The sequence below is a fragment of the Pedosphaera parvula Ellin514 genome, assembly GCF_000172555.1.
Lineage (GTDB): Bacteria > Verrucomicrobiota > Verrucomicrobiia > Limisphaerales > Pedosphaeraceae > Pedosphaera.
The window spans coordinates 46,380-66,339 of the sequence record NZ_ABOX02000009.1; the positions used below are offsets into that span (position 1 = coordinate 46,380).

A 19,960-nucleotide genomic window follows, 5' to 3' on the forward strand; every position below is an offset into this window, starting at 1 on the left:
ACAGAATGACAACGACTGTGGACCGACAGCTGATTGAGTGCTTTTCATGTTCCATCTAAGGACTAATCTGCCGATGTTATTTACCACAAAATGAAAGTTTACGGGCTAACGGGAGGAATTGGGATGGGCAAATCCACTTCCGATAAGTTGCTTCGGGATCGTGGCATCAGTGTGATTGATACTGACATAATCGCACGTCAGCTCGTGGAACCTGAAAAGCCTGCGTTGTCGGAGATTGTCGATGCTTTTGGCACTGGTATGATTGATGGTGAAGGACGGCTCAGGCGAGAGGAATTAGCCAGGTTGGTGTTCGAAGATCCAGGCTCGCGGCAGATGTTGGAGGATATCCTTCATCCCCGTATTCGTGCAGTTTGGACTGCGCAAGTGGAGGCATATCGGAAAGAGGGGCAAAGCTGCGTTGTCGTTGTGATTCCGCTCTTGTTCGAAACGAATGCCGCTCCATCTTTCGACGCGATCATATGTGTTGCCTGTTCCGCCACCACCCAGTTTGAGCGCCTCCTACAACGTGGGTGGAACCCCGAACATGTTGAAAAACGTATCCGTGCGCAGTGGCCAGTGGATAAAAAGATGAATCAGGCGGATTATGTGGTTTGGACAGAAGGGGACTTGGAGATTCATGCCAAACAGCTCGCCCGTATTTTTCCGTTGCATTAACTCACAAGGAATTACGAGCGTCGGAAAAGACCTCAAAAAAAGTGCCTCGTGTTTTGCTGGACTTCATGTAAATTGCTGACGACATGCTTCTTACTAGGGACGAATTAGAGAGTTTAATCCACGCGCGGCATCGCTCGCCTCATCAACTTTTGGGGATGCATCCGCTGGGTGACGGGTCTGGGGTGGTGGTGAGGGCTTTTCTGCCGAATGCAGCCAAGGTGCGGATTGAACCCACCCACGAGAAGAATAAGCCAAGTTTTGAATTGCAGCAGCTGGATCCGGCGGGTTTGTATGAAGGGACCACCAAAGGAGCCAAGCATGTTTATGCTTACGACCTGGTGATCACTGATTATCAAGGAGGAGTCCGGCGTACCCGCGATCCCTATTCGTTCCTGCCCACCGTTGGCGAATCAGACCTGTATTTGTTCGGGAAAGGAGATGAACGCCGTATCTACGAGAAATTGGGAGCGCAATTGCGGACAGTGGACGGCGTTCACGGAACGAGCTTTGCAGTTTGGGCGCCAAATGCACAACGGGTGAGTGTCGTTGGTGATTTCAACGGATGGGATGGACGTTATTATCCCATGCGGCTCTTAGGGGCTTCCGGAGTTTGGGAATTGTTTGTTCCCGGGGTGGGGGAAGGCGCCCATTACAAATATGAAATTCAAAATATTCACGGTCAGGTAGTTTTAAAGGCCGATCCATATGGATTCTTTTTTGAATCGGCCCCAAAGAATGCATCCATTGTTTGGAACAACAAAAAGTTTAAATGGACCGATGGCGAATGGTTGAAGAAACGCAGGGAACAGAATGTGTTGCGTGCACCGATGAGCATTTACGAAGTGCACATAGGTTCCTGGAAAAAGAAATCGGTCGCCGAGTCATTTAGTTATCGCGAATTGGCCGGAATGCTTGTTTCTTACGTGAAGCAGATGGGATTTACACACGTGGAATTCCTACCCGTTTCAGAGCATGCATATTATCCATCCTGGGGTTATCAGGTAACCGGATTTTATTCGCCGACCGCGCGGTTCGGCACTCCTGATGATTTTCAATATCTGGTCAATGCACTGCATGAGGCTGGTATCGGGGTTTTAGTAGATTGGGTTCCTGCTCATTTTCCGCGCGACGAATGGGCTCTGGCCAAATTTGATGGCACAGCCCTATATGAGCATCAAGATCCACGTCAGGGGGCACATCAAGACTGGGGGACTCTCATCTTTAACTATGGCCGTCACGAAGTGTGCAACTTCCTGACAGCTAACGCCCTGTTTTGGTGTGAACGATTCCACATCGACGGGTTGCGCGTGGATGCCGTAGCCTCGATGCTTTATCTCGATTATTCCCGCAAGGAGGGAGAGTGGGTTCCAAATCAGTTTGGCGGGCGTGAGAATTTGGACGCTGTGGAATTCCTGCGAAAGTTCAATTATCTCACCCATACCGAGTGTCCCGGCGTGGTGACCATTGCTGAGGAATCAACCGCGTGGCCATTAGTAACCCGGCCGCCTTACCTCGGCGGCCTGGGCTTTTCTCTGAAGTGGAACATGGGCTGGATGCATGACACATTAAATTATTTCATGCGTGATCCGATTCATCGCAAATACCATCAGAACGATCTCACCTTTGCGATGCTTTACCACTTCAACGAAAACTTTGTTCTGCCGTTGTCGCATGACGAAGTCGTTCATGGAAAAGGATCACTTTTAGGCCGTATGCCCGGAGACGATTGGCAAAAATTTGCGAATTTGCGTGTGCTCCTCGGCTATCAGTGGACGTTCCCCGGCAAGCCGCTGCTCTTCATGGGGTGCGAGTTCGGCCAACGTGCGGAATGGAATGCAAATAGCGGACTTGATTGGTGGCTCCTTGGCGCAGGACCGTTTCACGCAGGCCTGCAACGTTTTGTAGAGGATCTCAACAAGCTTTATGTTGCCGAGGCGGGATTGTGGGAATCTGATTATGACGTTAGTGGGTTTTATTGGATCGACTGCACAGATCAGAATAACAGCATAATGTCCTTTGTCCGGCAGAACCAGAGTCGCACGAGTGAATTGGTGGTCATCATGAACCTCACTCCCGTTCCGCGGCCCAGTTATCGAATCGGGTTGCCTCGCGGCGGAGTGTGGCGTGAGGTGTTAAATAGCGACGCGTCTATTTATGGGGGCAGTAACATGGGAAATCTGGGAGGTGTAAGTGCAGAGGATTACCAGGTGCACGGCCAGCCCCACTCCGCGGAATTTGTCCTCCCACCAATGAGTATTCTGGTGTTTAAATCTGGTTAGAAACAGCTGGTCAAAAGTAAATCAACACTTGAAAGCGACAGAGTGTATCCCTGCATGTCGGGACAGCATGGCGGTAAGTTTTTGGCCCAAACTGAATTCCTCGGGCTTTTTCAGTCTTAGCTCGCAGGAAACTGTTTTTGATCGCTTCACAAAATCATAATATAGATCCATCGATCTTATGACGGTTCCCAATGAGGAAAGAATCTCCTTGAGATCTTGTTCTGACATGGTGGTTAAATCCATCGTAATAGTGAGCCTTGCATAAAGGTTTTGACTGATTCGCGCCTCGACCCGTGGGAGCAGTAATAAAATTGCGAGGACTGCGATAAGTCCCACTGTGCCCGCGAAAAACAGACCTGCTCCAAAGCAGAGGCCAAGCATAGTCGAAATCCAAAGTGTGGCGGCCGTAGTAATTCCGCGCACGTGATTATCGTTTCGAATGATTGTTCCCGCTCCGAGGAACCCCATGCCAGTCAGCACACCGGCTGCAAGGCGCATCGGGTCGGGGCGCCATGAACTGCTTGTAGTCACGGTATCGGCAAAGGCAACCTGGGAGATAACCATGGCTAAAGCCGCGGCCGCACAAACCATGGTGGTGGTTCGGAAGCCGGCGGGACGTCCGTGATGTTCGCGCTCGGAACCTATCAACATGCCGGCGATCATTGCCACTCCCAACCGGACCACGACTTCGGTGTGAGAGGGTATCGCTGTGAATTCTACCAGAAAAGCGTCCATTGACCTTGTTTTTAGTGAAGGCTGTTTGGTTTTGAGCCTGTCAGATTTTACTTCTGAAACTTTCGTTTGTAAAAGGAGGAGATCGCCGGTGGATGGAACCAAATAGATCGGCTACGGCAAGCCGCATGGAAAATACAACTGAACTGAAGAATGTGCGCCTAATGCGCCACGTTTTTACGCGGATGGAAGACGGGCCTTTTCACCTTCACCATGATAAAGAAGATGGAGAGCACCACAAAATCTCTTGTAAGGCAGATACGTAGTTTCTGCATACCAGATGGGTAGCAGGGGCTATACCAACTCATAAAAGCCCATTGTTATTGAATGTTTTGCCGGTTTCTGGAGTGAAAAGTTCAAATACGGCCTGAATTTGATATTTTTGGTGGCTACCTGTCTTCTGAATTCCAGCTTGTGTCCAAATGTGATACACTGCGAACCAACTTAATCCTTGGGGTAATGGTCGATTGTTGGAAGTTTCCGCACCCGGACGTCTGCTTCAAAGATCACAAGGTTGCGTTTGACTATAAACCTCGTCTTGCCGGCCATTGATATGGCTTGCAAGGTCTCCCAGCCATTCAGATTCCAAGCCGCAAAGCTGTGCCTATAAAAGTGCCATGAATCGCGAGAGTACAATTCGGGAACGAATTTCAACCCTAATTTTTGCTTCAGAATCGGGAGCAAATAATCCCAATCCTTGTCGTAGTATAAGGCGTGCGGCACAAACATTTCCTGCCTCAACTGCTTCAAGGTGGAATCATTCTTGATCTGATATAATGGTTCGAGTGGATCTTCGTCCGAATGCAAGAGAAGAAAAGGGGGCAGGAAAGTGGCTCGAACGAGAGTTTGATTGGTCAAGGCATTCACTGCGTCCAGTAAAGTGGGGGAGGCATTGGTCAGATTGGCCTTTGCACGACGAAACATGTAAAACTCGTCCGTCGCACCGGGCATAAAAATGAGAGCTTTTACCGTGGCATTTGACTGAAAGGAATTGAGCATCACTTGCACGCAATTGGTCCGGTTCAGTTGCGTGGTATCGGTGCTCAAAGGCATGCGACTCAAGGCGTCCTGCCAACTCTCGGCAACTCCGCGTAATGAAGGAAGAATGAACAGCAGTAAGACGAGAAATTTGTGCATGATCAAAAGGAGAGCTGTACGACCCGCTCCTGAATCTGCTCTGACCAACGGGCAAAATAACTTAACAGTCGGTAAACCTCTTCGAGACGTCCAAGCAACTGCTGACGCTCAGCCTCGGCTGTTCCCCAAAGGGTATTCATCGATTGAATTTCTTCAATGAGAGTATCCCGACGGGCATTAATTTTCCTTTGGAGCGAATTCAATTTATCGGTCCACTCCTGAGCGCGTTCAAACAATTGAACCTTTAGCATCGGGGAGGTGATCTTTTCCTTTTCAGTAATGAAGGCATCGACCTGTTTGCAGAGTTGGCCAATTTCGAAAAACTCCTCCATCATTCCAGGCGGAATGCGTTGAATGTCCTTCGGTTTTGTACCGACTTCCAGCTCCAAAAGATGTTGCAACCTGTCCTTTGGCTCGCGCAGGCAGTTGTAGGCCGCGTTCAGTTCAGAGTATTGCTGGTTGGCGGCCAATTTATCCTTCTGAGGAGCATTATGGACGCGGTCAGGATGGACTTTGGACGAGAGGACGATAAATCTCTGCTTTAGAATATCCGGGTCCAGCCAAGGTTGGCGCGGCTCATTCAATAACGCAAAATTATCGGTCATGAAGAAATGGGAGATTGCCTCCGGGCTAAAGTCAGCGCAGCAGAACGCCTTTAAGCACTGAAACTCTCACCACATGAACAACTCGTGGCTGCGTTCGGGTTCTTCACTTTAAACCCGCCTTCCTGCAGGGCGTCCAGATAATCCAGTTCACTGCCTGTGACATAGAGTGCGCTCTTAGGATCTACCACAACCTTAATGCCGCTGGATTCAACCAGAATATCGCGGTTCGCGGGACCGTCCTGCAAATCCATTTTATATTGCAGGCCGGAGCATCCGCCACCAACCACAGCGACGCGCAACACTCCCTGCGCGCGACCTTGTTTGGTGAGCAATGAACTCACTTTTTTCGCCGCACTCTCAGTGACCTTGATCAGTCGTTCATCTCCCACGCGGAAAGCCGGCGCTGAGGTGGTCTTATTGGATGTTGCTGCAATCATATTTTCAACCGTAATGAAACTATCTTGCGTCAAGTATGCCGTCAACCGTGATACAATACCACGTTATAGCCCAAGTTTCTTAAATCGCGTTTTAATTTGCTTAAAATGGAAATCAAGATTGCACAGCTTGTCCAACTCCGTCTGTGTGAGATGTTTGGCGACTTCAGGGTCATTAAGCAGTTGCGTTTTGAAATCTGCATTCGCATCACCCGCATGCTTGGACTGCCAGGTCTTCATCGCATTACGCTGAACCAGTTCGTACGCCTGCTCCCGGGTAAGGCCCTTTCGAATCAGGGCCAGCAGGATGGTCTGTGAATTCCACATTCCCAGCGTTAAGCCCATGTTGCGTTTCATGTTCTCCGGATAGACAATCAATCCCTCTGTCAGCTTCGTAAGCGTCGCCAACATGTAATCCAGCAACGTGCAGGAATCGGGGAAGATGATGCGTTCCACTGAACTGTGACTGATGTCCCGTTCATGCCAGAGCGCAACGTTTTCCATGGCGGCGATGGCATTTCCGCGCAACACGCGGGCCAGGCCGGTCAGACGTTCGCCCGTAATGGGATTACGTTTGTGCGGCATGGCGCTGGAGCCTTTCTGACCAACGGCGAAGAATTCTTCGGCTTCCAAAACTTCCGTTCGCTGGAGGTGCCGGAACTCGGTGGCCCAACGTTCAATGCTGGCCCCAATCAAGGCCAGTGCATTCATAAACTCGGCATGCAAGTCTCGCTGCACGACTTGAGTCGCAACGGGTGCCGGGCGCAGTCCGAGTTGCTTGCAAACAAAAGCCTCTACTTTGGGCGACAAGTGCGCGCTGGTACCAACTGCTCCAGAAAGTTTGCCTATGGCAACTGTCTCTCGAACTGCCTCCAGGCGTTTGAGGGCACGGCCAAATTCGTCATACATCAACGCCATTTTCAAACCGAACGTGGTCGGCTCGGCATGGATGCCGTGGCTGCGCCCGATCATTGGTGTTAGCTGATATTTGCGGGCTTTGCTGGCGATTACCTTGCGGAGAGTTTTGACGTCTTCAATCAGAATATCTGCTGACTGTACCATTTGGACGGCAAAAGAGGTGTCTACAATATCGCTGCTGGTCAGTCCAAAATGCAGCCAGCGACTCGCTGGAGCGCCGATGTTTTCCCCGACATTCGTGGTGAACGCAATGACATCGTGATTCAGTGTGCGCTCAAGTTCTTTGCAGCGCTCCAGGCTGAAAGCCGCCTTGGACTTCATTTGCTCAAAATCTTTTTTGGGCACCAGTCCCTCTGCCACCAGTGCCTCGCTGGCGAGCAATTCAATCTTTAACCAAATTTCCAGTTTGCGTTGCTCGCTCCAAATCTCCCGCATTTCAGCCCGTGAATAACGTTGAATCATGACGTGATTAAAATGGAAACTTGCGTAAAAGGCAAAGCCTCTTGGTGAACGATGAGCAGTGAGTTGTTCGGCAAGTTACTTGCGCTTGGCCATCCTGGCCCGGGCCGCTTCGAGGATCTGCCGTTCCCGCTCCGTCAAACTTTGGATGCCGTGGGCAGAAATCTTGTCCAGAATGGGATCCACTTCCTTGCTGATAAACTCCGCGGATGGAAGCTCTTCGGGTTCGACATTCTTGGGTTGGATCCAGGTTTTTGGTTTGTCAGAACGGACTTTCACCAATTCGCGACGACGCATTTTCGGCCGGAATGGCTGCCAGACCACCAGTGGCTTTTGAACCTGGGTAATCCACCGGATATAAAACATGCCGGTGAGAATGCCACCCAGATGAGCGCAATGAGCCATCTTCCAGAACGGGACTATGATGCCGATTATCGAAAAACCCATGGCGATCCAAACCAGAGTGCGAACTTTTAGCTCGATAGGTGGAAAAAGCAAATTGATGGACCGATCAGAAAACAGGGTCGCATAGGCCGCTATCAACCCATAGACTCCCGCCGAAGCCCCCACAATGGGGACGTCAAGATGGCTTGGCCACACGACTGCACCTCCCATTTGCAAGAGTCCACCCAGCACCCCGCTTAACAGATAAAGCTTCAAGAAACTCGTTTTCCCCAGCGCTTCTTCCACGGCATGACCAAAGAAATAAAGCGTCAACATGTTTCCCAAAATGTGGAAAAACCCCTGATGCAAAAACTGAAAAGTAAGCAACTGCCAAATGAAACCGTGTTTCAGGCCATCGAGACTGAGGACGCCGTAGTATTGAAGATCGTAGAAGTCCCGCGGTCCGACCGTGTTTTGGACCACGAACATGACCACATTGAGGATAATCAGGACGACAGTCACTGACCACTGCGGTTCCCAACGGGACCGCTGGCGCATGTAGTCTCTATCCTCTAACATACCATCGCAAAATACGCGTAGCACTTCCAAGTTTCAATGAGCATTTTGAGAACAAAGATTATTTTCGCTCTTACCAAGATGGAGCCGAACTACATAAATTTCAAAAGATCAAAGCCGTGCGAGATTACCTGTTCATGGTCTAACTCGTTGCTCGCAAGAATACAAGCCGCACGCGCCTGCGGACGAATACGGAGGAGGTAGTCATAAGTTTCCTTAGTGCCTACCAGCAAGGCAGTTGAAAATACATCCGTTTCTGTGGCTGATGGCAGGGCGACTGCCGCCAGGAGCGCACTTTTCACCGGCCTGCCACATCGTGGGTCGAGGACGTGCCCGAAACTCCCTCCTTCGCTCTGAAAGGACTTTCCCCAAACGGCAGAAACCGAGAGCGCTTCATCCTTCAAACTGATTGTTGCAAAAGGGGAGGCCGCAACGTCAGTGGAGAGTGCTGGACCCTGAACCGCCACTTTCCAACTCTCTGATTCAGGGGGACTTCCCAAAGCAAGGATGCTGCTTGTTCCGCCGTTAACGAGCGCACTCGAAATACCCATGTCACGTATCAAATCCGCTGCTCGCTCCACCGCATAGCCTTTACCCATCGCCCCCAAGTCCAACATCACTCCCTTGCGCGCAAAACGAACCGTGAAATCCTTCGGGTTCAATTCCACCAAATCCATTCCCACATTGGCACGTGCCTCCGCCAACTCCTCCGCGCCGGGCACGCGCCCCGTCCCTCCCATAAACCCCCAACACCGAATCAGCGGAGCAATCGTGATATCAAAAGCACCCTTCGTTTCCACGCTAAGTTCCCTGGCTTGTTTCAACAGCTTGAACAGGCTCGGCGTAACCCGCACCGGTTCTTGAGCCGCGCGAGCGTTCAAGTGGGCGATCTCACTCGTCGGTTGATACAAACTGAGCTGCGCCTCAATGCGCTGAATCTCATCCAACGCCTCCTCGCCCGCCGCCCGCAAGGCTGCCGGATCTTCGCCATTCAGGACGATCTCAAAACGAGTGGCCATGGCGTGTCGGGCAACGGCGATGGTCTCCATATAAACAAAAACCGGGTTTCGCAGGCTGAACCCACGAAACCCGTCGAAACCGATTATTGATCAGGACAACGGCAGCGTTCCGTAGGTGATCGGCGTCACTTCCTTGCCGTCTCCCGTGGTAATCTTGCGAGTCTTGTCGTTGAACAGGCACATGATATTCAAGCGCTGAGACATTTCTGCCAGCGAGATCACCGTCTGTGCGCGCAAAGCGAGGTCGATGTTGCCGAAAGTCTTTTTGCCGGAGCGAATGCAATCGAACCAGTTCTTTTCCATCTCGTTAATCTTCTCGCCGCTCGGCTCAAGGTGTTCAATTACCTGCGGATCAATTTCTTCGGAGAAAGCAGGTTCGGGCTTTAACTCGATGCGGTTGCCGCCACCCATATACAAAGTGGCTTTATGGCCGCGAATAATCGAAGTCAACCCCACCTGGTTTAACGAACTGCTTGTGATCAAAATATTCAGCCCGCTTGGGAATTCCGCGAGGAGTTGAACCTGCTCAGGCACATCACGCTCAGGAGTTCCGGAAGTATTCGCATCCGTGTGCGCCGCCTTGTTCCCGAGGCACACAACGCGCGATGGGAATTCAGGACTGCCCGTGGCCAGCATCAACGGATGCAGACGGTGCGGGATAAGGTCACCCAACAAACCAGCACAATACGGATAATATTTGCGCCAGCGGAAGTAGGAGTCAGCGTCAAAAGCCTTCTTGTTATGAACCTTCCCCTGCCAACGTTCCCAATTCACATCCTCCGGCGTGCACCAGGGCTGAATCGGGTAATTCCACTCACCCTTCGGATTATTGCGCATGTAGGAATCCTGCGCCAAAACCATCTGCCCAATCTTGCCCGCCTGGATCAATTCCGCCGCCTTGTGCCAGCGAGCGTCCGAACAAATTTGCGATCCAATCTGCAAAGCCTTCCCCGTGCTCTTCACCGTGTCCGCAATCTGGAACGCCTCACCCAAATAACGGGTCATCGGCTTTTCCACGTACACATGCTTGCCCGCCTGCATCGCATCAATCGCGCATTGCGCATGCCAATGGTCCACCGTTGCGATTGTGACGGCATCAATATCCTTCCTCTCCAGCAACTTCCGATGATCATCAAACTCCTGGATGTCACCGCCAATATACTTGTGCGCATCCGCCGCGCGATACTTGGACAAATCGCAAACCGCCACCTGCACAATGTTATTAGCTGTCGCAAACTCCTTCTGGGTGCGCACGTGCGCCATGCCCTGATTTCCCACGCCGATATAGCCAACCACGATGCGATCGTTGGCCCCGATTACCCGGCCGGGTGAAGGCGCTTGATTTTGCCCATATACAGGCGTTTTGAAAAGATTGGTCGAAGCGACAACCGCCGCAGCAGTGGAAGCTTTCTTGATGAATTCCCGACGTGTTGCCATGCCGGCCGCTGGTTTGGTTTCTTTATTATCCATAAAGGGCAATGTTAAATTAGAATTACACTATAGCCTAAGACGAACACGAGCCCCACAAAATTCGGGGTCGGTTCCCCAACTAAACCAAGAATTCGCCTTCAAGTAAACCGCATAATGAACTCTTCGAGTATTTCGTGGTTAAAATAAATTCCGTTCATTTTCAGGCTTTTCCATTCCCAAATTCAAAACTCGCAAATCAAAAATCCCCCTTTGGCCCCACCACAGGCTACAGATGCCATCAAAGACTTGATTTTAACCGCCGCCTCCAACACCATCCCTGAAGAGTAGCAAGAAACCGCCAACATTTTCACTCAACCAATGACAAGGAAGCTTTTAATTCCTATTTTAATGCTCTGTCTGCTGATCCAAGGTTGCGTGGGAATCGGCGTATCGAAAACACGAAACGAGGCATTTCAAAATCCGAAGATTTCAGATGTCGCTTATGTCTCAGGACTTTCCCACACCGATGCAAGCCAGACCAATGTGGTTGTGTACACAGCCACCTGGTTGGAGAACCATTGGGGCAGGCCAGCACGCATCACCCACGTTGGGGTAGACAGCCAGACCGAGGTTTGGACCTACAAGTTTGACATAATCTGGAATGGCGTCACACCAGTTCTTTTGGTTCCCATCCCAATCATTTTGCCGGTTGGCAGAGAGCAAATTCAGTTTGTCTTGCAGGATGGGAGAGTCGTCAGCGCAAAAGAGCACAAGGAACAGTCCTTCGGCGGCGCCTATGGCTTATCCGCGGCCCTGCACGATAAATTTTGGACCCTTTTCCTGGGACGATTAAGCGGCACATAAAACCTAACCCTCCTGCAAACCGGATACAATGGTTTCCGCGCCGCGCTTCATCCGCGACGTGCTGACGAACAGATGTACGAGTGGAACCACGAATACTGGAAGTAGCAGAAGGCCTGCAGGACCAAGGTTGACGTTGGAGGATTGACCGGAAATCACCGCCACTAATCCTGCCAGTTGAAGCAAACCAAGGGGAAAAAGATAGATGATGATGAACAGCTTGGTGGTGAATTTCCAACTCTCAGCCGGCCAGGAAAGTCCTGCTTCCTCGCAAAACCAGCGCATCGCAACACAGAACGCTACGATTGCAACCTGGGTCACGAGGCCAAAGAGATTCACGGCCGCCACAACCAGCGGAGGTAGCGGCATTATGAAGTGAGCACGGATTGTATTGAGCACAACCAGGACGGAGACGACTTTGACAAACCTCATCAGCGTTACAAATCGGTCTTGCACCGCGATGGCACTCAGCTTGAAGACGCCGACCATGATGAGGACAGCACCAAGCGTATCATTCAGAAGGCTATACTTGAAGCCCGAACCGCGGATCGTCCACGAGATTTCGAAGATGCAGAGAAGTCCTCCCCAAAAGATCATCCGCAGAGGAGTGATGGCACGAGTAACGGAATCCACGTCCATGATGCCATCGGTCGGAACTTCTGCCTCTGGCTCAAGCATCATAGCGATTTCCTCAAAGGACTTCTTTTCATTTATCGGATGAGCAAAAACTGGAACTGTTTCTGACCAGCCTTGCCAAAACAGAATGTGCCGCCAGCTCCCAAAATCAAGCCTTTAATGCCACAAAGGATTCGGCCCAAAGTTGACACCGATTAATTTCTTTTCTGACCACAACTGCCAGACCGCCTCCCGCTACGCCGACCACACCGTCACCAACCATGCCGCCTCCCGCCCATTTCCCCTTGACCGGGACTTTTCCAAGACATATTCCTACTTTCAGAATGAAATAAGGAAACCGTTTCGCCTTTGTAGATGAGTCAGCATAGCACCATTCTCCTTTTTGTTTCCGCAGCATATCTGTTCGCGGGCATTTTTACTTACGTCGGCTTTTTTCTGCGCTCACAATCTCAGAAGTTTCTCCAAGGCGCGATTGTCACCAAGGGCAGAATTGTTGCAATGGAGTCGTCGGGCGAGGCCTTTCACCCGGTATTTACATTCACCGATCTTCAGGGCAGGGAGTATCAGGTCCACTCCATGGTTGGCAAATTTTCAACAGCTCACAAGGAAGGCGAAATTGTTGACGTGTTTTACCAACCGCAAGCACCGCATGAGGCTATCATGAAGGATTCCATCCGGAGCTATCGTATGTTTTTCTGCGCAGCTGCTCTGGCCTTTACCATCGCCACCCTCATCTTAATCTTTGTTCTTCGGGCCATATGACCAGCACCATCCTCTTTCAAATGGCCCAAACTCTCTTAAGGCCCGTCGGGCCGGCCTGTCTATAGCAACGACGTTCCCCTAAAACTTTCTTCCCTTCGCCCAACAACCACAACCATCCACCACCACCGTTCCGAAGGGCCAAGGCCGTTCATTGAGCACAAACCCTTCGCTCCCCTCCAACGCCCCACTGACATCAAACGCTCGATTTCAATGCAACCAGCTTCACCTACATCGCCGGGATTATAAAAAACCTCCGAAATTATTGTTTCGGCCAATGAAAAGGGAGAGTTTAATTAAAACAGCAACACGACTTGAACCTTGGTTAGGCAACCTCAGTTCAAAAACTTGATAATAAGTGAACCACATTCGCGCGGATGAAAAATAAGCCAACACCAACGAGTCGCCAGTTGCTGATTCGCAAAATTTTCCCGTGGGCATTGGTTGCGTTTCTATTTCTGTTCGGCCTTGGGGTTGCCTTTCTGTCTTCGTTTTCTGTGATAGCTGCTGTCGTTGCATGGATTGTATTGTTTTCATGGGCAGTCTATTCGGTGAGCAGACGCGCTATGCATAAGCAGCGTTCGTTTTTCGAGGTCAGCCGACCGCTATTCAGTTATGTTATTTGCGGAGTTTTGATTGCAACAGGGAGCTATCTTCTTTTTGACAGTATTCATGCCATCACACGCGGCAGTATTCACATCGCGATTCACCCCAAGTATTCGAGTATGCGTGGCTCTGGTGGTATGACCTTTTATCGGGCGGACAATCCGGGCGGATTTTGGGGGTGGGTTTGTGGTGATTGCTACTTTGCCCTGGTGTTCTTTTACATTGCCATCATAGAGGTCATTATTACCCTCAAACAACGTAATCATGTTAAACATAAACCTGTGGCCTAACCACGCGGCCGCAACGGACACTCGCGCAGGTTGCGAGCGACCACGCACATGACCTCTCAGAATTCAAAGAAGCGCGGAAGAAGTTCTAGAACAATATTGGTCCCGGGGCTTTGGCGATGCTTTACGGCCTATACAATTTTGGCATTGTCGCATTTCCACGCGACTCCAATATAAATCCGGCATCCAACACCTCACAAAATATGAAATTAAAACTTACAGTCGCACTGACATTGGCCGTGGCGCTTCTTTATGGCTGCGCCAAACCATCAGCTCCAACGACCAACCTCGGAGCCGTCGAAGTCGCGACCACTAAGCTGACACGTCATTATCCTTTGAGCGGAGACCGGGATTGCACGCTCACTTTGACCACTCTCATAGATGGACAGGTTCTGGTTGAAGCAGTGGTGTTGCGTAAAGATGCCCAAGGCAATGTAACGGTATTGGCGCGGCCCCGCAAAAAAGCCCCTTTCGGACAGGAAGTCAGTCTGCCAATAGGAGATGGAAATATCGTGTTGACGCCTAAGCGAATATGACCACGCCACCTAACCATGGGCCGCAACGAACTCGTTGCCATCATGCTCCGGTTCCAATCCATGCCTCCCCGCGGACCGTCTCGCTGAACTTGGATGTTAGGTGGCAGCCGATGCGTCTCGTGCCTTCAACAATTTTGGTTCTCGCTCTGGTGGGTTGCTCAACCAGCGAGCGAGGCGACATCATTGATCTGAGAGACACACCTTCACCAGACGGGCGTTACGTTTGCACTGTGTTTGGCGAGACTTTCTACAACACGACGGGATACGCTCAGCACATTTACTTGCGTCGATCCGGGGAGCAGCGCGGCTACCCAGGCAATGTTTACGTCGTGCCGGTCGGAGATGACGTGGCGGTTTCGTGGACATCACCCACCAATCTTTTGGTGAGATTAAGCTTTGAGACGCGGCGTACTATCCCGGCGGTGACAAACGTCGCAGGAGTGACTGTCACTTATTCAGAGATGACCAAATGACCTGGCCACTTAACCATGCACCGAAGCGCCCCCGGACGCTCTATGCCTGACCTTGGACAGTACACGGTTCGAGCATGAAGGCTCCATATTGCTTAAGCGACTATTCAATTTCCGAACTCATCAACCTCTTGATAACTGCGCGTGCTGAACGGGCTCGGTTAGAGGTTGGTTATCCGGCGACTCTAATCGTTAAAAGCCGCGAAATCGAAATTGAAGGGCCAGCCGTTACTCCCGAAGCCATAGCAGAATTGGTTCGCAGTGTCGCGTGCACAAGGCAGATTAGAAATCTAAGGAAGTATGGCACGATCGAGGCTATCTACACTTTCAAAGGCTCTCGATTTCTGGTTCGTGCTGTTGATGCATTTGGTGATTGTCGATTGGATTTACAACCTGTCGTAGCGCTGATAAATTAGCGCGTCATGGTCGAATGGTACAACGAAAGTGTATGCTGATTTCTCGGCCATGAGCTGCAGACAACAGCCGGGCCGCCGGACGGTTCGAATGAATTTCAGCATGGCGGTTCGCGTGGGAGCCCGTCCCCGGCGGTCGACGCTGAGCTTGATCGTCACGCGGCTCGCACGCATATCCAGTTCCGAATGTCGAAATTCAAAACAACGCTATGAAACAAAGCTCAGTTCCGGAAGGGTATCGCTCCATCACGCCTTACCTGAAACTTCCAAACTGCGCGCGTCTCATCGAGTTTTTGAAAAAGGCGTTCGATGGCATTGAGAAGGCCAGGTTGTTGCGACCGGATGGCGCCGTGCTCCACGCCGAGTTGATGATTGGAGATTCGCTGGTGATGATTCATGAAGCACCGGGTCACTGGAAGCTCAAACCGTCGACGCTTTATCTTTACGTTAGCGACGTTGATGCCACGTACAAAAAAGCCATTGAAGCCGGAGGCACCTCCATGATCGCACCGACGAACATGTATTATGGCGACCGCGTTGCCTGCGTTAGCGATGTGTCCGAGAACGATTGGTGGATTGCCACACGTCTTGAGAATCCGCCGATTGAGGAGATACAGGAACGAGCCACAACTTTCTTGAAAGCAAGGTCTGAAGCCATCGGCCTCTCGTAAAATTCTCCCCCTTCGCTCAATAACTCCCATCATCCTCCACCACCGCATCGAAGGGACGCGGCCCATCCTTAACAAATCAGTTCGTTTATCTCGCGCGAAGCATCCTTTCCTGGAACCAGGGTCATTAACCGGGGTGCAATCTCCGTGATAGGAAGAACAAAATCCACCGCTCCAGTATGAATCGCCGACTTGGGCATGCTAAAATGCAGTGAAGTAGCTTTGTCCTGGGTGATGACTCGGCCTCCATGCGCCTTGATGGCTTGCACTCCTGTCGCGCCATCTGAATCCGAGCCGCTCAGCACTACCCCGATGACCCTTTCCTTGTAAACCTCTGCTGCGGACATAAATAGGGGTTCCGCGGCGGGACGGGTAAAACGGATTTTTTTTCCTTTAAAGAGGTTCAATGTGCCGCTTTCGCAGACTCGAACATGCCAGTCGGGAGGTGCAACGTAGACCGTGGAACATTGCATGAGGTCACCCTCTGCAGCCCATTTGACGTCCAACAATGAACGCTGGTTTAGAATTTCGGCAAGCTTGCTGGTGAAATGCGGGGAAAGATGCATCACGACGGCGATGGCCGCCGGAAAGTCCTCCGGCAACGAATCAAGAATATGGCTTAATCCGTGAAGGCCGCCTGCGGAGGCAGCTATTGTTACCACCCACTGCGCCGGTCGTGATTTGAAATTAGACATAATTAAAGTTCGTTCTTCAGGAAAAAACCGCAATTGGGAATTATAACCAGGCTCCGCGACGACACGCCTTACGAAGACAAAACCATCTCACAAACTCGCTGTGGCTAAATCACTTTGACTTCGCATCCGATTCCTCCCTAAGCTGCGCTTGCGGAACAGGTCAATATTTTGATGCCGATGAATCCTCAAGTAAAACTACCATGAACTCGACAAATCCAAATAATTGGAAGGGCCTGCCATTAGCCGAGGTCGATACTCCTTCATTGCTCCTGGATGCCGACGCCTTGCAGGCGAATATCGACCGGATGGCCGCCTTCTTCGTCAACCGGCCCAGCGGGTTGCGTCCGCACTTCAAAAGCCACAAATGCACAAAGATCGTCCGGTTGCAAATGCAAGCCGGTGCCGTGGGCATTACCTGCGCCAAGCTGGGCGAAGCGGAAGTCTTGGCCGATGCTGGCATTCGCGAAATCCTCATCGCCAACCAAATCGTCGGTCACGTTAAAATCGCGAGACTCATCCAGTTGGCAAAACGCGCCGCCCCAATCGTCGCCGTGGATTCAGAGGAAAATGCCCGGATGCTCTCTGCCGCCGCTTCCGCCGCAAATGTGGAAATCCGCGCCCTCGTGGAAGTGGACATCGGTTTGAACCGCTGCGGGGTTAAATCTGGCGCACCCGCACTGGCGCTGACGCGATTAATCGCTTCGCTGCCCGGAATCAAATTCGAGGGATTGCAAGGCTACGAAGGACACTTGGTGGACCTGCCCGACGAAGCTGAACGTGCGGAGAAAACCCGCGCCGCCCTCAAACCACTGGTCGAAACCCGCCGACTCATTGAAAGCTCCGGCATTCCCGTCAACATCGTTACCGGTGGCAGCACGGGCACCTATACCTTCACGGGCGATTTCCCTGGGGTCGATGAAGTGCAGGCTGGCTCTTATGCCGCCATGGATTGGTATTACTTCGACATCCGCCCCGAGTTTCGACAGGCCATGTCCATTCTGACCACCGTCATCAGTCGCCCGGCACCGGACATTGCCATTGTCGATGTCGGGCGCAAAGGTGTTGGCGCGGAATTTGGCCCACCGCGCGTCAAAGACCTGCCCGGTGCATCCATCGCCAGGTTTGGCTCGGAAGAACACGCCTCCATTTCACTGCCGAAAGATTGCAATATGAGCGTGGGCGATCACTTGGAATTAATCCCATCCCACGGCTGCACCACGTCAAACCTGTACCGCGAGTTCATCGTTCATCGCCACGGCGTGGTTGAAGATGTCTGGCCCATTGAAGGCAGCGGTCAGATGCGCTGACTTTTTGTATATGGGGCAGGGGAATGAGATGTTCTCTTTAAACTTCCAATAGGAATTTCACCAAATCACTCTGATTCAAACTCAATATTCTTACTGGTTTGTGCTCGTGCCGTCCGTAGGTTGATTGGTTCCATGCATATGCTCATGCATTGCTTCGAACCTCTGGTGCATCGGCAGCCGATCCTCCACCAGTTTGCTCACGACTGCTGACACGGCATCCACCTTTTGTGCCGCTGGCGCATTGGTCATCTGCGTAAGCAGTTGTTCCAGTTCCGCATCCTCCGCCTTTATCTGCTCCGCCATCTGCTCGTGCATCGCTCCCCAACGCCCATGACCCCCGTGATGGCCTGGCCATTGATTCGTGCCCGACCATTGATTCGTTCCGCCAGTGCTATCAGGTGGGGGCAACTGGGCGATGGCCGGAATGGAAGTCCCGACCAGCAAGGCACCCACTAAAAATCCACGTTTTATTAGCTTTTTCATTGTACATCCTTTCCTTCGAAAGCTGTTATTCAAAACTTAAGTGGAAATTTTTCAGCCCGAAAGCGGGGTGTTTGGCTACCCCCTCAAAACCGGCGACTTCCATTTCATGGGTGAGGATTGACTATAGAGCCCGGCGAGCCGAATGCCGCGAACGCTGCCACCAGAATAACAGCCTCTCATTTTCCCAGCTTTAACAGAACTCCCTGTCCGGCTGTAAGCCAAAGGCCGTTCTGCTGATCGAATGCTGCGAGCGAGCCATCCATACTTGAAACCATTCCAATACAGTCCTCCGCATGCTTCAGTTTAAGCGTGAACTTTGCCGATGCTTTCAGGTTGAGATTCACGACCATAATATAGTGCTGTCCATCCTGATGTTGAAATTCCCCGATCATCAAGGGAGTGGCACAGTTTGCCGATTCCACCAGACCGCCCGGCAACAATGGTAACCCATCGACCGGCCCTGGCGGACTGAAAAATACACCGGTGGAATTCAAGCGGCTCATGACTGGCGCGAGTGCAGCCACTTGCCGATTTACTTCCTGCAGGTAAGCCCACGTCAAAGTCTTCTTTCCCGCATCATCAATCGGAGCGTAATGATAGCCGCGCGAATAATAGGTGTACCACGTGACTCCGCGATAGCCCGCAGCCAATGTCGTGTAGGCTTGGAATGACAAATTGGCCGGCGAAGGAATGGGTGTCTGTGGACGTATTTGATTGCCCGAAACGATGTTCAAATAAGGAAGTTGGTGCTCCTGTGCCACCCGCCGGATTTCAAGCAGGTTGCGATAGTAACTCGCCGCCAGACCCCGATTCTCGAGGTCATTTGAATCCTGCACCATGTAATTGTCATAGCTGATCATTTGCGGTTTAACCTCTTTAACGAAACGCTCCAAATATTCGTGGTAGCTGGCAGTGCCTAGCTGAGATGTGTCGGTCGCGCCCAGAGTGGCATAATCAGGAAAGAGATTGATGTAGGCGAACTTCCCCGGAGCATACTTCTTCACCGCGGCCACCGCCTTGGCCAAAGCCGGAAAATCCATCGCTCCCGGCTCATCCATGATGAAATAACCCATCACAGCCCGGCTCGAGCCTGAGGCATCAATCATATGTTTTACCCGCCGTTCGATCTCCTGGTCGGAAAGCTTTTTCCAATCGCACAGGTACTGAAAATTCGTGAATGCGGTATCGGAAGGGAGCATGATGGCTCCCAAACCAAGTTTCTGGCACAGCTTGAGATCTTTGGGCAGGACGAACCCTGCCATGTTGAAATGACATTCGGCCATGCTTTCCAGTCCGCTCGTCGGAGTCTTCGGCGGATTCTCAGTGAGCGATCTGCCCCAACCGTGGTAAGGGTCCCATGGCAGAATGGGAAAGAAATCCGGCTTGGTAATGTTGCCATATTCCACCTTGGATGCCGATTCTCCCTTCGCGACGGGCATGAGTACAAACGCGATCAGGCAACCAGTGATTCCAAACAAATGACTCCATCGTAGTCTCATAAATTTCTTTTGTGGGCCGGGACAAAACCAGCTTTACCTTTTGCTCGCCGATACTGTCAAACGAATTGCCTTGCTGATGTTCCACCTCATGGCCTTGAAGAGCCGTAAAGGA

Annotated in this window: 22 protein-coding genes; 9 read left to right on the plus strand and 13 right to left on the minus strand. The window is 51.4% G+C overall.

The window, feature by feature from the left end; genetic code table 11:
• Nucleotides 1–90 precede the first annotated feature (90 nt).
• A complete protein-coding gene (gene coaE / locus CFLAV_RS09050) occupies nt 91–675 on the plus strand; it encodes a dephospho-CoA kinase (protein ID WP_007414395.1) in 585 nt (194 codons plus the stop codon).
• Nucleotides 676–758: 83 nt separating this feature from the next.
• The gene (gene glgB / locus CFLAV_RS09055; RefSeq protein WP_007414396.1) at nt 759–2,954 is read left to right on the plus strand and encodes a 1,4-alpha-glucan branching protein GlgB; all 2,196 of its coding nucleotides are present in this window, start codon (nt 759–761) and stop codon (nt 2,952–2,954) included.
• Nucleotides 2,955–2,975: 21 nt separating this feature from the next.
• On the opposite strand, the gene CFLAV_RS09060 is transcribed toward glgB, so the two are convergent.
• The 8 genes from CFLAV_RS09060 to CFLAV_RS09095 all read right to left on the minus strand — a co-directional run bounded on the left by CFLAV_RS09060 (nt 2,976) and on the right by CFLAV_RS09095 (nt 10,688).
• Nucleotides 2,976–3,689: an MgtC/SapB family protein gene (locus CFLAV_RS09060; RefSeq protein ID WP_007414397.1), complete on the minus strand. Its 714-nt coding sequence runs from the start codon at nt 3,687–3,689 to the stop codon at nt 2,976–2,978.
• Between the two features lie 441 nt (nt 3,690–4,130).
• Entirely contained in the window at nt 4,131–4,823 is a 693-nt protein-coding gene (locus CFLAV_RS09065; RefSeq protein WP_007414398.1) for a hypothetical protein, read from the minus strand.
• A gap of 2 nt (nt 4,824–4,825) precedes the next feature.
• Complete coding sequence (locus tag CFLAV_RS09070) at nt 4,826–5,428, minus strand: hypothetical protein (protein WP_007414399.1); 603 nt, start codon at nt 5,426–5,428, stop codon at nt 4,826–4,828.
• A gap of 50 nt (nt 5,429–5,478) precedes the next feature.
• Nucleotides 5,479–5,865, minus strand: coding sequence for a HesB/IscA family protein (locus CFLAV_RS09075; protein ID WP_007414400.1), 387 nt, complete (start codon nt 5,863–5,865; stop codon nt 5,479–5,481).
• 63 nt (nt 5,866–5,928) lie between these two features.
• A complete protein-coding gene (gene purB / locus CFLAV_RS09080) occupies nt 5,929–7,242 on the minus strand; it encodes an adenylosuccinate lyase (RefSeq protein WP_007414401.1) in 1,314 nt (437 codons plus the stop codon).
• A gap of 75 nt (nt 7,243–7,317) precedes the next feature.
• Nucleotides 7,318–8,202: a rhomboid family intramembrane serine protease gene (locus tag CFLAV_RS09085; RefSeq protein WP_050785670.1), complete on the minus strand. Its 885-nt coding sequence runs from the start codon at nt 8,200–8,202 to the stop codon at nt 7,318–7,320.
• Nucleotides 8,203–8,291: 89 nt separating this feature from the next.
• Complete coding sequence (locus tag CFLAV_RS09090; RefSeq protein WP_007414403.1) at nt 8,292–9,248, minus strand: FAD:protein FMN transferase; 957 nt, start codon at nt 9,246–9,248, stop codon at nt 8,292–8,294.
• Nucleotides 9,249–9,308: 60 nt separating this feature from the next.
• The gene (locus tag CFLAV_RS09095; protein ID WP_007414404.1) at nt 9,309–10,688 is read right to left on the minus strand and encodes a Gfo/Idh/MocA family protein; all 1,380 of its coding nucleotides are present in this window, start codon (nt 10,686–10,688) and stop codon (nt 9,309–9,311) included.
• A gap of 318 nt (nt 10,689–11,006) precedes the next feature.
• Here CFLAV_RS09095 and CFLAV_RS09100 point away from each other — a divergent pair, with 318 nt between their 5' ends.
• Nucleotides 11,007–11,492, plus strand: a complete 486-nt coding sequence (locus CFLAV_RS09100) for a hypothetical protein (RefSeq protein ID WP_150107335.1) — start codon at nt 11,007–11,009, stop codon at nt 11,490–11,492.
• A gap of 3 nt (nt 11,493–11,495) precedes the next feature.
• Here CFLAV_RS09100 and CFLAV_RS09105 read toward each other — a convergent pair whose 3' ends face one another.
• Entirely contained in the window at nt 11,496–12,170 is a 675-nt protein-coding gene (locus CFLAV_RS09105; protein WP_007414406.1) for a hypothetical protein, read from the minus strand.
• Nucleotides 12,171–12,479: 309 nt separating this feature from the next.
• Here CFLAV_RS09105 and CFLAV_RS09110 point away from each other — a divergent pair, with 309 nt between their 5' ends.
• From CFLAV_RS09110 to CFLAV_RS09125, 4 genes are all read left to right on the plus strand, one after another.
• Complete coding sequence (locus CFLAV_RS09110; protein ID WP_007414407.1) at nt 12,480–12,887, plus strand: DUF3592 domain-containing protein; 408 nt, start codon at nt 12,480–12,482, stop codon at nt 12,885–12,887.
• A gap of 374 nt (nt 12,888–13,261) precedes the next feature.
• Nucleotides 13,262–13,780, plus strand: a complete 519-nt coding sequence (locus CFLAV_RS09115; RefSeq protein ID WP_007414408.1) for a hypothetical protein — start codon at nt 13,262–13,264, stop codon at nt 13,778–13,780.
• 200 nt (nt 13,781–13,980) lie between these two features.
• Complete coding sequence (locus CFLAV_RS09120; RefSeq protein ID WP_150107336.1) at nt 13,981–14,313, plus strand: hypothetical protein; 333 nt, start codon at nt 13,981–13,983, stop codon at nt 14,311–14,313.
• A 119-nt stretch (nt 14,314–14,432) separates the two neighbouring features.
• Nucleotides 14,433–14,786 (plus strand): hypothetical protein, encoded by a 354-nt coding sequence (locus CFLAV_RS09125; protein ID WP_150107337.1) that lies wholly within the window; start codon nt 14,433–14,435, stop codon nt 14,784–14,786.
• 383 nt (nt 14,787–15,169) lie between these two features.
• On the opposite strand, the gene CFLAV_RS35480 is transcribed toward CFLAV_RS09125, so the two are convergent.
• Nucleotides 15,170–15,370, minus strand: a complete 201-nt coding sequence (locus CFLAV_RS35480; RefSeq protein ID WP_007414412.1) for a hypothetical protein — start codon at nt 15,368–15,370, stop codon at nt 15,170–15,172.
• Between the two features lie 35 nt (nt 15,371–15,405).
• Between CFLAV_RS35480 and CFLAV_RS09135 the strand changes: the two genes are divergently transcribed.
• Nucleotides 15,406–15,867, plus strand: a complete 462-nt coding sequence (locus CFLAV_RS09135; protein ID WP_007414413.1) for a VOC family protein — start codon at nt 15,406–15,408, stop codon at nt 15,865–15,867.
• 68 nt (nt 15,868–15,935) lie between these two features.
• On the opposite strand, the gene CFLAV_RS09140 is transcribed toward CFLAV_RS09135, so the two are convergent.
• Entirely contained in the window at nt 15,936–16,559 is a 624-nt protein-coding gene (locus CFLAV_RS09140; RefSeq protein WP_007414414.1) for a chemotaxis protein CheB, read from the minus strand.
• Between the two features lie 200 nt (nt 16,560–16,759).
• Here CFLAV_RS09140 and CFLAV_RS09145 point away from each other — a divergent pair, with 200 nt between their 5' ends.
• Nucleotides 16,760–17,866 (plus strand): DSD1 family PLP-dependent enzyme, encoded by a 1,107-nt coding sequence (locus CFLAV_RS09145; protein ID WP_007414415.1) that lies wholly within the window; start codon nt 16,760–16,762, stop codon nt 17,864–17,866.
• Between the two features lie 90 nt (nt 17,867–17,956).
• Here CFLAV_RS09145 and CFLAV_RS09150 read toward each other — a convergent pair whose 3' ends face one another.
• Entirely contained in the window at nt 17,957–18,349 is a 393-nt protein-coding gene (locus tag CFLAV_RS09150; RefSeq protein ID WP_007414416.1) for a hypothetical protein, read from the minus strand.
• Nucleotides 18,350–18,525: 176 nt separating this feature from the next.
• Nucleotides 18,526–19,848: a hypothetical protein gene (locus CFLAV_RS09155; RefSeq protein ID WP_007414417.1), complete on the minus strand. Its 1,323-nt coding sequence runs from the start codon at nt 19,846–19,848 to the stop codon at nt 18,526–18,528.
• Between the last annotated feature and the right edge of the window lie 112 nt (nt 19,849–19,960).

Excerpts from the sequence above, each read along its gene's own strand:
- coaE (WP_007414395.1), top strand. The coding sequence starts at position 91 with ATGAAAGTTTACGGGCTAACGGGAGGAATTGGGATGGGCAAATCCACT.
- glgB (WP_007414396.1), top strand. The coding sequence starts at position 759 with ATGCTTCTTACTAGGGACGAATTAGAGAGTTTAATCCACGCGCGGCAT.
- CFLAV_RS09060 (WP_007414397.1), bottom strand. The coding sequence starts at position 3,689 with ATGGACGCTTTTCTGGTAGAATTCACAGCGATACCCTCTCACACCGAA.
- CFLAV_RS09065 (WP_007414398.1), bottom strand. The coding sequence starts at position 4,823 with ATGCACAAATTTCTCGTCTTACTGCTGTTCATTCTTCCTTCATTACGC.
- CFLAV_RS09070 (WP_007414399.1), bottom strand. The coding sequence starts at position 5,428 with ATGACCGATAATTTTGCGTTATTGAATGAGCCGCGCCAACCTTGGCTG.
- CFLAV_RS09075 (WP_007414400.1), bottom strand. The coding sequence starts at position 5,865 with ATGATTGCAGCAACATCCAATAAGACCACCTCAGCGCCGGCTTTCCGC.
- purB (WP_007414401.1), bottom strand. The coding sequence starts at position 7,242 with ATGATTCAACGTTATTCACGGGCTGAAATGCGGGAGATTTGGAGCGAG.
- CFLAV_RS09085 (WP_050785670.1), bottom strand. The coding sequence starts at position 8,202 with ATGTTAGAGGATAGAGACTACATGCGCCAGCGGTCCCGTTGGGAACCG.
- CFLAV_RS09090 (WP_007414403.1), bottom strand. The coding sequence starts at position 9,248 with ATGGAGACCATCGCCGTTGCCCGACACGCCATGGCCACTCGTTTTGAG.
- CFLAV_RS09095 (WP_007414404.1), bottom strand. The coding sequence starts at position 10,688 with ATGGATAATAAAGAAACCAAACCAGCGGCCGGCATGGCAACACGTCGG.
- CFLAV_RS09100 (WP_150107335.1), top strand. The coding sequence starts at position 11,007 with ATGACAAGGAAGCTTTTAATTCCTATTTTAATGCTCTGTCTGCTGATC.
- CFLAV_RS09105 (WP_007414406.1), bottom strand. The coding sequence starts at position 12,170 with ATGATGCTTGAGCCAGAGGCAGAAGTTCCGACCGATGGCATCATGGAC.
- CFLAV_RS09110 (WP_007414407.1), top strand. The coding sequence starts at position 12,480 with ATGAGTCAGCATAGCACCATTCTCCTTTTTGTTTCCGCAGCATATCTG.
- CFLAV_RS09115 (WP_007414408.1), top strand. The coding sequence starts at position 13,262 with ATGAAAAATAAGCCAACACCAACGAGTCGCCAGTTGCTGATTCGCAAA.
- CFLAV_RS09120 (WP_150107336.1), top strand. The coding sequence starts at position 13,981 with ATGAAATTAAAACTTACAGTCGCACTGACATTGGCCGTGGCGCTTCTT.
- CFLAV_RS35480 (WP_007414412.1), bottom strand. The coding sequence starts at position 15,370 with ATGCGTGCGAGCCGCGTGACGATCAAGCTCAGCGTCGACCGCCGGGGA.
- CFLAV_RS09135 (WP_007414413.1), top strand. The coding sequence starts at position 15,406 with ATGAAACAAAGCTCAGTTCCGGAAGGGTATCGCTCCATCACGCCTTAC.
- CFLAV_RS09140 (WP_007414414.1), bottom strand. The coding sequence starts at position 16,559 with ATGTCTAATTTCAAATCACGACCGGCGCAGTGGGTGGTAACAATAGCT.
- CFLAV_RS09145 (WP_007414415.1), top strand. The coding sequence starts at position 16,760 with ATGAACTCGACAAATCCAAATAATTGGAAGGGCCTGCCATTAGCCGAG.
- CFLAV_RS09150 (WP_007414416.1), bottom strand. The coding sequence starts at position 18,349 with ATGAAAAAGCTAATAAAACGTGGATTTTTAGTGGGTGCCTTGCTGGTC.
- CFLAV_RS09155 (WP_007414417.1), bottom strand. The coding sequence starts at position 19,848 with ATGAGACTACGATGGAGTCATTTGTTTGGAATCACTGGTTGCCTGATC.